Below are 12,690 nucleotides of genomic sequence, written 5' to 3' on the forward strand. Positions count from 1 at the left end.
TATCGCAAAATTAACTTCGTCTAAGAACGGACCATCTTCCTTAAAGTTACGTAGATGGACGTTTTTTCTTATAGGGCTTTATATCATCTCGCACAGGACAGGAGTTGGGAAAAATGAGCATGCAAGAACTACTGGGGGATGTTCGATGGAACAATGCCCTATACCTGAACGAAAAATATGAACGCTTCAAGCAGGCCGTGTCGTCTGGACGCGCCTCATGGTCGTCTCTGCATAACCGTACCGCAGGACCGGAGGAATCAGGAGGTCGGATGGCCGATTGGATCGAGAAGTATTTCGGTGACCGGCAGCTTTTGGAGGAACGTTTTGAGGCTGAGCATATGACGTTTGAAGAGGTTCGTTCATTGTCTGAACATGAGGATTGGTCCGATGCTTACACGCACATGGAATGGTATGGGGAGCTGAAGCGCACCTTTTTGGAGAACGAAGATTATGAAATCGAATATTATATCGGGGGCGAGACGGAAGAAATTCCGTTTTTTGAATTTTCCAGGCCATTTCTGCAACGAGTCATTCATATTTTGCAGGAGGGCATGCACGAAGGCTATGAGTGGCTGGACCGCAGGCGCATCACGGGGCTGGTGCTCAAAACCGTATCGGATAAAGTGTTTCACCTGTCTGCCAAAATGCTGATTTATGAGTTGAACAGGTCGAGACTACAGGGAGAATTGAAGGGAGATCATCCTGCCGAGAGGTATAAATATTTCGTCAGGGAGAACTTGCAGCATCGGCATCAGATTCTTAACCTGCTCATTGATTACCCTGTACTGGCCAGAGCCATTGTCGAGCAGACCCGGCGGATTGCGCTAAATCTGCTGACCGTTCTGGATAGGCTTACGCTGGATCGTCGTGACCTGGAAGAGGTGTTTGCTTTTAATTTGGACCGGCTGGAGGATGTCGCTTATCTGGGAGATTCCCACAATGGCGGGGCAAGCGTGATGCGGTTACAGTTTGCCAGCGGTGCCAGCCTGATGTACAAGCCGAGGGATATGGGGATTGACACGGCTTTTGCCAAGCTGCTGCAATGGTTCAATGATCGGCAGATCGCGCTGCCTTTTCGAATGATCAAGTCGCTGGATCGGTCGGATTATGGATGGCAGCAGTTCATTCCTTATAAGGAGGCTGCAAGCCTTGAAGAAGTGGAACGATTTTTCGAGCGGCAGGGGCAGTATCTCGCCGTCTTGTATGCGTTGAACGCGACCGATATGCACATGGAAAATATCGTTGTTCATGGCGAGCATCCATTCTTTATCGATTTGGAGTCCCTTCTGCACAATCAACCCTTCCAGTATAACGATGACCAGATAGGGGGAACGGCGCTCGAGAAAACGATGGCCATCCTGAATGATTCGCTGCTGAAAACAAGCATGCTTCCTACGCTCGATGCCAATGCCTTGTACCACAGCGACTTGAGCGGGCTGGCGGGCGATGTGGACCAAGTACTCAATACGTATGAAATTTTGGACAAAAATACAGATACGATGCGAATCAAACGAACGAAGGTTAGCGTAACCCGATTCAATCATTTGCCTTCCTACCGCAATAAGCCGATCAATCCCGAGCGGTACATCCAGAACCTGAAGACAGGCTTCTACCGCACGTATTCCCTTATCATGGAAAGCAAAGAGTCCTTTGTCGATGCGCTGTCTTCGTATTTTCACGGTTGCACGGTGCGAACCATCGTCCGTCCTACCGTTTCCTATTTCAGCCTGATCGAAGCAAGTTCGCATCCCAAATATTTAAAAAATGCGCTGGATCGGAACCTTCTTTTCGACATGATGTGGATGATCGTTCGCCAGGATCGGAACCGGAAAAGATTGTTCGCATACGAGTATTATGATCTGCTGCACGGGGATGTACCGATGTTCAAGACGAGGATCGGAGACAAGCTTTTGTTTCACCATTCGGATCATGAGCCGATCGATGGCGTGTATGCATCGGACATTTTGACGCTGACGGCGGACAAGGTTATGCGAATGTGCCCGGAAGATCTGGAGATGCAGTGGGAGTTCGCAGAACGAACCATTCAAACGAAATATGTGCTTGAACGTTCCTTCGCCATGGAAAAAAGCAAGGATCGCGTCAGGGCGGAACAAATAGAAGGAAAGCGCACCACGTTGTCCGCCGAGGATTACCTGCTTGAAGCATCGAGGATCGGGGATTACATAAAAGAAATTGCCATTGCGGGAGACGACGGTCGGTCCGTATCGTGGATAAGCATGGGAATGGATGCCGACGAGAAGCTGATCTACAAATCCTCCGAGCTTGGTCTGTATAACGGGGTAACGGGAATTGCCTTTTTCTATCTCTATCTGAGCAAGGAGACCGGAAAGAGCGAGTATTTGGAAATGGTGGATCGGTGCACGGAGACGGCCTGGGAGATGATCCGCAAAAAAATGGACAGGAACGTTTCCTTGTTCACGGGATACGGTTCGCTGCTTTACCTGCTGATGCATCGATCCAGCGTCTGTTCCGAACCGGCAATCCATGCGGATACGCTTGAATTGCTGGACATTCTGGAAGAGATGATCGATGACGATCAGCAGCTTGACGTGATATCCGGTTGTGCGGGTACGCTGATCGCCTGCGTAGACATGTACGTCTCCCAATCCTTCGGAAGGGCTTTGGAGGTGGCCAGACGCTGCGGCGATCGTTTGTTGGAAATGGCGCGTCCCATGGAAAGCGGAATCGCCTGGGTCACTTCGGCCATCAATAAAACGCCGCTCAGCGGAATTGCCCATGGAAATGCGGGAATCTGCCTTGCGCTTGCCCGGTTGTACCGCGTGACCGGCCAGACGAAATATTTGGATGCTTGCCTGAAGGGACTGGAATATGAAGAAAGCCTATACAACCCGGAATTGAACAACTGGAAAGACCTTCGATTCACCGATGGAAGCGAGCCGGAGAATCATTATGTCATGTACTGGTGCAACGGTGCGCCGGGCGTTGGTATAGCTCGAGTGGGCATTGCGGAGCAGCTTGGATCATCTGCCGCAGCCCAGAGCGTGGAGACGGACATTCATCGCGCCGTAGCGAAAACGATCGACGACGGATTCACGGAAGTAAGCTATTCGCTATGTCATGGCGATATGGGGAATCTGGAGCTGCTGCTGCTGGCTTCCAGTCATTTCGGCGATCGTGAGCTGGAACAGTATGCTTACGATATGGCAGGCCACATCGTAAGGCAGGTACGCAAAGACGGGCATCATTGGAGATGCGGCGTTCCCGGCCGCCAGCAGATCCCCGGATTGATGCTTGGCTTGGCGGGAATCGGATACCAGCTGCTAAGGCTTCATAATCCCGACTTGCCTTCCGTACTCATGATGGAAGGACCACGGAGCGACAACCGAACGGATCCGGAAGGGACGCTTCATTTGGAGGGCATTCCGAGCAGAGTTGAAACCTATGCGGGGGAGCAGCCTTATGCCTAAGGGAAAGGTGCTCGGGCTATGGCGGGGAAAGCGACGCCGCGTTCCTATTAAATTGCAGATGAACCAGTATGATTGCGGGCCGAGCTGCCTGCACATGCTGCTTTCCTATTACGGTTATGAGGCAGACTTTGCCGAGCTGAAGGAGCGTTTCGCTATGCTCGGCAATGGCCGTGACGGAAGCTCCATGCTCAAAATGAAGGAAGTGGCCGAGAGCTATCAGTTGAACGGAATTGCCAAACGGGCATCCATGGAGCAGATGAGCAACGAATTTTTGCCGGTCATTTGCTTCTGGGAAAACAGGCATTTCGTCGTCCTGGAGCAGATTAGGGCAGGCGGGCAATATGTGGTGGCTGACCCGGCGCTGGGCAGGGTTACGCTTGATCGGAAAGAATTCGAAGAAAAGTATTCCGGCATTTTTCTGCTCGTGCACCCCAATGAACATTTCGTGCCGCTAACGGGTAAAAAAATCAGCAAGGTTGGCTATTTCGGAGAACTCATCCGCAGCAACAAAAAATATTTTGCCTGGACGGTAGCGTTGGCACTGGGACTTCAACTCGTATCGGTTGCTTTCCCCTTCCTGATGCAGATATCCATCGATACGGCGATGGGAGAGAGCGGGCAGTCCATTTTTTCGGTGCTGATCGTCAGCATCGCGGCATTGACCCTGTTTCAGATCGGTTTCAGCTATATCAAGGATATGTGTATCGTCAAGCTGCAGGAACTGCTCGATGCACAATTGACGACTCGTTTCGTGTCCCATATGTTGAAGCTGCCATACCAGTATTTCGAGATTCGGTCCCGCGGCGATCTGATGATGCGGCTGAACAGCAATACGACCATTCGGGAAATCGTATCCCAAAAAATGATCTCCACCCTGATCAACTTATTTCTGATCGTAGTGACCTTCACGTATATCGTGATCCAGTCCCGGGTGATCGCTTTTACGTTATTGGGCATCGGTGTGCTGCAGGTGGCGATTTTCGGATGGACGCGCAGCAGATTCAAGAAGCTGACCCAGACTCAAATCGTCGCGCAAAGCCTTGCGGGGTCGTTCATGACGGAAGTGCTTGAGGGAATATCGACGATCAAATCACTGGGCATTGAAGAGCGAACAGAGGATACGTGGCGGGAACTGTTCAAACGTCAATTGGCCACGATCAAGGAGAAGTCGATCTTTCAAACCCGGGTTAACACGGTAACGAATACGCTCAATTTCGTGGCGCCCATGCTCATTTTGTTGGTCGGCTTGTACCAAATCATGCAGGGGAACATGACATTGGGCATGCTTGTATCATTTCAGTCACTGGCTGCCCTGTTTCTTGGCCCGTTGAATGCGTTGGCGTTGATGCTGAATGAGTTTGTCATGGCGGACACGCTGCTTGATCGGATTTATGACGTCATCCAGGCGGAAGAGGGCGAGAGATTTAAGGAAAAAGAAACGGATAACAACCTGACGGATTTTAAGTTGTCAGGCGAAGTTGCGATCGAACAGGTCAGCTTCAAATATACCGATTATGGATCGGAAGCCTTGAAGAACATCAGCATGCAGATCAAGGCCGGCGAACGGGTTGCTTTGGTCGGCAAATCCGGTTCGGGCAAAAGCACGTTGGCAAAATTGCTGGTAGGGTTGTATGCGCCTACCCAAGGCAAGATTTTCTTTGACGGTGTAGATATGGAGGATTTAAGGCAGCAGGAGATTCGTAACCAGATCAGTATTGTGCTTCAGGATAACTTCGTGTTCAACCGAACGGTATGTGATAATATCAGGCTTCATGCAGAGCAAGCAACTATGGAAGAGGTCGTTTTCGCCGCCAAGCTGGCGGACATTCACGAAGATATTCAGAAAATGCCGATGAATTACAACACTTTGATATCGGAAGCGGGGTCCAATCTGTCTGGTGGGCAAAAACAGCGGGTTGCCTTGGCGAGGGCGCTGGTCAGCAGGCCCAAAATATTGCTTCTGGACGAGGCGACCAGCGCGCTCGATACGATTACGGAGGCAACCATTTCACGCAATTTGAGCATGCTCAAATGCACCCAAATCATCATAGCCCACCGCCTTAGCACGATTCGGAATGCGGATAAGATATATGTGCTTGATCAGGGCGAGCTGATCGACGCCGGTACGCATGATGAATTGCTGAGCCGCTGTGAAACGTATGCCGAGTTGGTTGGCGAGCAGCTGATGGAATCGGCTATCCGGCAGTATGGATGAGATCGTGCTGGCCTTCATTCCCCGCACGATAGACAAATGCCGAATCCGTAAGGCGCTATGGACGAGCAGAAGCAAAGCAGAAAGAAGCCACGGCTCACGGGTATTCCGTGCGGTCCGATGGCTTCTTTTCATTCAGCGCTTATCTTTCCTGATGAAGATGTGGAGCGTTTAACGTCTCATTGAGGAAGTGCATGATCATCTTTTTTTGCGACGTGTGGCCAGTGCGATACCGAGGAAGGACAGGATCAATGCCAAAATAGAAACGATCAGCGTAGCCTGCTGCAATCTCAGCGTACCGGGATCGGAGTCGGTGTTGTTCGGCTCTCCGGTTACCGTATCACTTAATGCATCGCCAAGCGTGGTATTGTCGTTGGACTTGCTGCCATCGCTTGCTTTGTTCGTGCTGCCGGCTGTTCCGTCGCTGTCATGGCCATGACTGTCCGCTGCGGAATCTGCGGCGTCGGGATTGGCCGTAATGGTCGTGATGCTGTGCGGGTAATCCGCATTCGATTCGCCTGTCCATTCCACGATGCTGCCATCGCTGTAATATTGGAACGCATCCCAGGCAACTTCCGCTTCGCGATCCGTGTTCTGGGCAACAAAGTTAAATTGTTGGAATTGTCCGGCCAGAATCCCTTCGTTATCGCCGTCCACTTCCCAAGTGACCATAGTGACTTCGTTGGAGTCGTTCTTTTCGGTGGTTACTTTCCAACCGGCCAGCGGCTGGTATTGTTTGAACGAAACGCCCTCAGGTATTTTCAAGGCGATTTTGGTCGTGGCGATGTCCTTCTCGGACGGAATCTTGATCGTATACGTTTGCCATGCTCCTGTCTGCGCGACAGAGGGATTGACGGTAACGTGAGCGCTGGCGAACCCGGCAAAGAGCATGAGGGCGGCGGCTCCGGCAGTTAAAGTGGAAGCAAGTTTGGACATCCATGACGTTTTTTTCAACTTGAGTAACCCCTTTCGTAATGCGTAACTTTGTTTTTTAATGGTAAATCCAAGGTTTGGAAAAGGATCATCGCCTATTCAGGGATTGTTTGTCTCGAATTCGAATTCGGCATCCAGTGAATCCAGGGACCTTGTCAGTGCGTGTACTTTGACGTGCCAATGGCCGGGCATGGAGAGATAATCCTCGGCTTTATAGATGCCGGCGTCGTTTTTGGGAATGGTAATCTCATAGATGCCCATATCCATATCCAAATGAGTCAGGGAAAGCGTAACCTGTTCCAGATCGTTGACGGTTGTTCCGTCTGCCCGTTTGATATCCACAGTAAAGGTATTTTCACCCGTAACGTTGGGACTGATCTGGAGCGTGATCGCCGATCCGTCCTGGATCGTTTGCGTTTCCTGAAACGGCCCCGATGCGGCCGGTTGTCCTGGCGACAGATGTGTCAGGACGGCGGCAAGAGCGAGCACGACAGCGCCTGCGGCCAGTTCAGCCTTGAGGCTTCCCGAAAGCCGGCCCCCCGTTCCGGTGCGGGCAAGCGCAGCGTGGCGCCATGCGAGTGCCAGCATGGCCATGAGCAGCAGCACTTTGGCCAACAAGACATAGCCATAAGCGGTCGTGAACAGCGATGTCAGGATCGGCTCGGGCAAAATGACCAGGCTGCTATAGATCCCCGTAGCAACCAGAGCGGCCACGGCACCGATTCCCCAGGCCGAGAAGCGGCGAATGGACGCCCAGTAAGCTTCTCCTCTCAAGGACGCGGGGAGTCTGTCCGTTAGCGGCGGCAAACATACAGCCATAGCCGCCAGGGCGCCGATCCAAAATGAGGCTCCGACCAGGTGGATGTAGTCCATGGCAATCGCCAGTACCTTCTCCTCCGCAGCCGCCGGGTGCCCGGTCATGGCATGGGTGAACAGCCAGCCCAGGACAAGGACTAGCGAGCCATAGGAATTCCAGTGCCGCGCCTTCACTGAACGATCGCGATCATATCCGGACAGGATGGTCACAGCGAGCAGCATCAGGAGCAGCATTTGGACGAGCCAGAGCTGTCCGAAGGAGGTCAGTTTTAGCGCGCTGCCGATGAGCGACCAGCTGAATTCGCCGATGGACACGCCTGATTCATAGATCGTGTTTAGCGGCAGGCTGATGATCGCCGCAGCGGACGCGGCGGCATAGCTTATCCATAACAACCTGTGGCTGCGCGGCACGTCCAACGCTTCGCCGGCGATGGACTTCGGTACGATCCGAAAGAGCAGGAAGGCCAGCGTGCCAAGGATCGTGGACAGTCCCAAGTATTGAATCCAGTCGGTCAACGATACCAGCCATTTGAGCGGGCCGCCGCCTTGCTCCGCTCCGGAACCTGAGGTCAGGTTCTCAAGCCCCGGTGGCGCTCCTGACGGTGCACCGATATGAAATACATAAACGCCTTGAATGGGGTGCCCGTCGGCAGATACGGCTTTCCAGCTTACCGCATACGTTCCGTTCCCAAGTCCGCTACGAAGCCCGGTTTCCAGCACATGCGGTTTGGCTTCATCGATGCGCACGCTGCCATCGTCCGCCCGGTTGCCGTCCGGTCCGGTAATCACGACGTCATAGAAGGCCGTCTGCAGCGATTCATTGAATTCCAGCGTGAGTAGAGCCGGTGCGGAGGCAACCGTCTCGTTCTCGCCCGGGCTGGCCTTAACGATATAGGCGTGAGCGGATGCCCATTGCGGCATGGCAAGGCAGCAAAAGAGCAACAAGGAGATGGCAAAGGACCAGTGTCTCTTGGCCCATGCCGGTTTAAATCCGTGAAAAAGAATCAAAAAATCACCTTCAGGTAAGTTGGAATGGTTTTCCTGTGATACGGATCACAATCTATTCCATTATAACTTTGTCCAATTTATAGTTATATGACTACATCGGGCTATAAAAAAACGGATTGCTTTCCGGAAATGTGACAAATGCATGGATGTCTCTACGGTAAGAGCTTGCGTTTACTTACGCAGGTTGCGCCCGGCCAACCCGCTCTCCAGGGCATAGCGGGTTAATTGGACTCTGTTGTCCAACTGAAGCTTTTGCAAAATGTTTTTAAGGTGGTTTTTCACCGTTTGGTCGGAAATGCCGAGCTGTTCTGCGATTTCCCGGTTCGTATAACCGGCAGATACCCACTGCAATATCTCCAGCTCGCGCGAGGTCAACGGGTTATCGGGCACGTCCTGACTGCGCGGCGCAGGAAACTCCTGCAAAATGCGATAGGCCAGCTCCTTGGTCAGCGGCGCATCGTCGGAAACGATGGCACGCAGGTACTCGAGCCATGTGGAGGGCGACAGGTTTTTGAGCAAGTATCCCTGAGCTCCTTGTTTCAACGCTTCGAACAGGTAGGTCACGTCATCCGAGACGGTAACCATCACGATCATGACGTAAGGAAAACGCAGCTTGATCAGCCGGGTGGCTTCCAATCCGTCCATATCGGGCATCTGCACATCCATCAAAATCAGATCCGGCATCCATTGCTCCGTCAATGCGAGCGCATCATGGCCGCTCGCGGCCGTAGCGATCACTTCGAACAAGCGGTCCTCGGACAAAATGCTGCAGATCGCTTCGCGCGCATGTGCATGATCATCCACAACCAATACGCGTACATGCTCCATATCAGTCATTCTCCTTTCCGATCGTTATGCGGGTAAGCCCCGGCTTGGATTCCAGCGAAAAGAACCAGCCCATCTGCGCGGCACGTTCTTTCGTGATTCTCAGTCCGTATCGTTCCTTAAGGGCAAACGGGTCACCGTTGATCCCCACGCCATTATCCTCGATTCGAATGGTCCAGAACGTGGAATCGCCTTTTGCATCAATCCGGACATCCGTGGCCTCTGCATGCTTGCGTACGTTCATCAATGCCTCGCGGATGCAAGCCAAAAGTTCGACCTGCTCTTTCGGCGTCAAAAAGGTGGCATCGAGCTGCCAATGAACGCGAGCTGAGGGAACGGTATCGTTGACAATCGATTTGACCTGGCCGAGAAGGGGTGCCTTTCCCGGCATGGCCGAATGTCCCGGCACGTATCGGAGCTGGGAGATGGCTTGCCTTACATAATCATTCGCTTCTTGAACCGTTTTGCGAATTTCACGGATATCTCGCTCGTGTTCGCTTCCGGCCAGGCTGCGCTCGGCTTTATCCGTTTTGACGGAGAGCAGGAAGAGCGACTGGGCAATGCCGTCATGCAATTCCCTGGCCAGCTGATCCCTGGCTTCCAGCGCAGCTTTGGTGGATCGCTCCTGCTCCAGAGCAGCCCTGGCACTCTCCAGCATATTGAACAGGCGGCTGAGCAGCGTTACGCTGACCAGATACACGATGACCGGCGTAAGCCAGTTTCCGGCGTCCATGGAGAGATAGGGCATCAGAAACTGGTGGCGAATATACTCCCATAGTCCGACCGTGACGGTTGGAATAAGCAATATCATCCATTTGATCTGTTTGTAGGACACCAAGCATAACCCCTTAGATAGAATTCAAAGTCAACAAACATGACAAGATTGATGGCATGGCCTCATTATAACGCAACCGTTCTCGAAGACCATAGCCCGGTGGGGGGATATGGCGATTGGGCTGTATGCAGGAGCATCCGGGAGGATCTTTGCGAACAGACATGGTGGGTATCCCTGATGAACTGTTAAGCCCGATGTGGAGGGCTAAGCATGGATGACCCCGTTTTCCCGAACCGCCAAGGTTCTTTATACTTATATAGAGCGTTAAATGATGACAAACCATGTTAAGGAGTGAATGCATCAACATGAATCAAGAGGTATTGGAACGTCGCAGCGAGTTGCTCAAAAAAAACATCCATCAAATGATTCTGCAGGATAATCAATATGGAATCAGCCGCCAGGACAGCATGTTTTTGCAGCAAATGATCAAGGAATTGGTTCAGACTTCGCATGAACTGAACGCTCAGCGATAATAGCGTTCGTAGAACAGGGAATGGGTTCGAATACGAATTATGGCCGCCTGCATGAACAGTGTTTTCTTGGAATTTAATATTTCGAAAAAAAATGGCGCTATCCCCGGATTGTATGGGGATAGCGCTTTGACGTTCTGCTGAACTACAGTCCGGTTATACGGGTCAGGAGCGTTAGGAGAGTTTGGTTTGGATGTACCCGATAAACAGTTCGACCAGTTCGGGATCGAATTGCGTGCCTGAGCACCTGCGAAGCTCATCGATGGCTTCCTGCATATTTTTCGTTTTTTGGTAAGGCCGCTCCGTCGTCATCGCATCGAATGAATCAATGACCGTCAGCATGCGGCATAACCGCGGAATTTCGGCCCCCTTGAGGCCGTAAGGATAACCTTTCCCGTCGTACCGCTCATGATGCAGCTCAATGTAAGGGATCAGGTCCGCAAACCGCTCGTTGGTCATGACCATTTTTTTGCCCCAGGTGACATGGCCTTTGATCGTTTCCCATTCATCGGCGGTGAGCTTTTCTTTTTTGTTGAGCAAAGACCAGGGGATTTCCAGTTTGCCGATGTCGTGAATTAATGCACCCAGCACGAATCGCCGTTTGTCGGCATTGTCCAGCTGCATGCGTTCACTGATATCGATCGCGTATTTGTATACCCGTTTCGAATGTTTAAATGTATCCATATCCTTGTACCGGAACAAGTTGAGCTGCTGTTCGATATCCCGCACGTCCTGCACCAGGTCGATTTCCTGCTCCATGCCGTCGTTGCTGCCATGGCGATGCACATTGTTTTTGCCTTGTTTCTTGGCGTAATAGAGTGCCTTGTCCGCCTGGTCTACGAGTTGGGACTTGTTGTACATATCTGTTTCATATTGCGCAACGCCAGCGGAAAAGGAAAGGCAGCCATGCGGGAAAACCTCCACGCCTTCAAAAGGAGTATCGTTCAGTTGTTTGCGCAGTGCATTCATGAACGTAAACGCTTCGTCCACCTCCAGGCCCGGCATGAGCAAGGTGAATTCTTCCCCGCCGTAACGGAAAGCGGTAAACGGTGTGCCTTTCGTTTTTTGGATCAGAAATTTGCCAAAAAAAGACAACAGGCTGTCTCCTTGCAGATGCCCGAAGCGGTCGTTGTATTTCTTGAAATCGTCGATGTCGATTAATCCCAGAGAAAGCGACGTTCCTTGAATGCGGGTCTTGGCCAGCTCGCTTTCGAGCATGTTTTCGAAATAGCTGTGGTTGAACAGTCCTGTGCGCTGGTCCTTGTTGGCCTTTTCCTCAATGTCCTGATACATGAGAAACAGTTGTTTGAACGCATGCGACAGCAAAATGGTAAGACTGAGGTACAGCAGTAATCCAAGTACGCCGTTATGGCTAACCAGTATCGTTAAAACCAGCGCGAGAATGAGTGTACACAGGTAGACGAGCAGCGACTCCGTGACGAAGGCGCGTTTCATCTGCTGAAGGGCATCCTTGGTTGTGAAATGAAAGAAGAGTCCAAGCGTGAACGTATTAATAATGAAGTACGCCGCCAGCGCAGCAATATAAGGGAACAGGTTGTATCCGTCCAGCAGGCCGGGTTTGCCGCCAGTCCAAGCAAATACGGCTGCGGCCCCGGCAATCATGAGGACATAAATGCTGAAATTGATGATATGCTTCCACCAGGCAAGCTTGCGATCCTTGATCAGAAGAATGAGAGAGACGGGAAGCAGCACCGACAGGCTGAAGGCGCCGCCGAACATGAAGATGCATGCAAGATATACGGAAGAATCCATCGATTGCTGATTGCCTTTGGGCGGTATCTGGAACGTGAAGTAGTCGAGGATCAGCGCGGCCCCGAGCATGGTATATACCATAACCCAATCATCCATGGAGAGATGAAAATAAGACCACCTGTTCATATACAGAAAACCACCGATACCCGCGCAGCATAGCAAAATGGTATACACGCTGCTGCGATCTGCTTTATGGATAAGGTTACGAATGAAGTTCATGCCAATTCTCCCGCTTGATTTAGTCTGCTCGTGATGTTGTATCCGCTTATACTATATCGATGTATACCATAACAAGTTGCTGGGCAAAAATCCAGAACGAAAAAACAGGCTGCTTGGGCAGCCTGTTTTCGTTAGTTGGCAAGTTTGGAG

At 51.7% G+C, this 12,690-nt stretch carries 8 protein-coding genes; 3 read left to right on the forward strand and 5 right to left on the reverse strand.

Annotated elements, in window-relative coordinates; translation table 11 throughout:
- Positions 1–113 precede the first annotated feature (113 nt).
- Together RSX24_RS26375 and RSX24_RS26380 are read left to right on the forward strand one after the other, a co-directional pair.
- Complete coding sequence (locus RSX24_RS26375) at positions 114–3,449, forward strand: type 2 lanthipeptide synthetase LanM family protein (RefSeq protein ID WP_236417702.1); 3,336 nt, start codon at positions 114–116, stop codon at positions 3,447–3,449.
- A complete protein-coding gene (locus RSX24_RS26380; RefSeq protein WP_236417700.1) occupies positions 3,442–5,664 on the forward strand; it encodes a peptidase domain-containing ABC transporter in 2,223 nt (740 codons plus the stop codon). The genes RSX24_RS26375 and RSX24_RS26380 overlap by 8 nt, the downstream gene beginning before the upstream one ends.
- 195 nt (positions 5,665–5,859) lie before the next feature.
- Here RSX24_RS26380 and RSX24_RS26385 read toward each other — a convergent pair whose 3' ends face one another.
- The 4 genes from RSX24_RS26385 to RSX24_RS26400 all read right to left on the reverse strand — a co-directional run bounded on the left by RSX24_RS26385 (position 5,860) and on the right by RSX24_RS26400 (position 10,078).
- Positions 5,860–6,615 (reverse strand): YcnI family copper-binding membrane protein, encoded by a 756-nt coding sequence (locus RSX24_RS26385; protein WP_339275736.1) that lies wholly within the window; start codon positions 6,613–6,615, stop codon positions 5,860–5,862.
- A 78-nt stretch (positions 6,616–6,693) separates the two neighbouring features.
- Positions 6,694–8,418, reverse strand: coding sequence for a copper resistance CopC/CopD family protein (locus tag RSX24_RS26390; protein WP_343262239.1), 1,725 nt, complete (start codon positions 8,416–8,418; stop codon positions 6,694–6,696).
- Positions 8,419–8,589: 171 nt separating this feature from the next.
- On the reverse strand, positions 8,590–9,246 hold the full coding sequence (locus RSX24_RS26395; RefSeq protein WP_236417698.1) for a response regulator: 657 nt from the start codon (positions 9,244–9,246) through the stop codon (positions 8,590–8,592).
- 1 nt (position 9,247) lies between these two features.
- The gene (locus tag RSX24_RS26400) at positions 9,248–10,078 is read right to left on the reverse strand and encodes a sensor histidine kinase (RefSeq protein WP_343262240.1); all 831 of its coding nucleotides are present in this window, start codon (positions 10,076–10,078) and stop codon (positions 9,248–9,250) included.
- A gap of 305 nt (positions 10,079–10,383) precedes the next feature.
- Between RSX24_RS26400 and RSX24_RS26405 the strand changes: the two genes are divergently transcribed.
- On the forward strand, positions 10,384–10,551 hold the full coding sequence (locus tag RSX24_RS26405; protein WP_236417693.1) for a hypothetical protein: 168 nt from the start codon (positions 10,384–10,386) through the stop codon (positions 10,549–10,551).
- Between the two features lie 171 nt (positions 10,552–10,722).
- Here the strand turns inward: RSX24_RS26405 and RSX24_RS26410 are convergent, their stop codons facing one another.
- Positions 10,723–12,540: a diguanylate cyclase gene (locus tag RSX24_RS26410; protein WP_236417689.1), complete on the reverse strand. Its 1,818-nt coding sequence runs from the start codon at positions 12,538–12,540 to the stop codon at positions 10,723–10,725.
- Positions 12,541–12,690: the final 150 nt, after the last annotated feature.

The organism is Paenibacillus hubeiensis (assembly GCF_032334105.1).
In the GTDB taxonomy this organism is placed as follows: domain Bacteria; phylum Bacillota; class Bacilli; order Paenibacillales; family Paenibacillaceae; genus Paenibacillus; species Paenibacillus hubeiensis.

What these genes read in the sequence shown, in the direction of transcription:
- RSX24_RS26410 (WP_236417689.1), bottom strand. Translation starts at nt 12,540, where the DNA reads ATGAACTTCATTCGTAACCTTATCCATAAAGCAGATCGCAGCAGCGTG.
- RSX24_RS26395 (WP_236417698.1), bottom strand. Translation starts at nt 9,246, where the DNA reads ATGGAGCATGTACGCGTATTGGTTGTGGATGATCATGCACATGCGCGC.
- RSX24_RS26375 (WP_236417702.1), top strand. Translation starts at nt 114, where the DNA reads ATGAGCATGCAAGAACTACTGGGGGATGTTCGATGGAACAATGCCCTA.
- RSX24_RS26405 (WP_236417693.1), top strand. Translation starts at nt 10,384, where the DNA reads ATGAATCAAGAGGTATTGGAACGTCGCAGCGAGTTGCTCAAAAAAAAC.
- RSX24_RS26380 (WP_236417700.1), top strand. Translation starts at nt 3,442, where the DNA reads ATGCCTAAGGGAAAGGTGCTCGGGCTATGGCGGGGAAAGCGACGCCGC.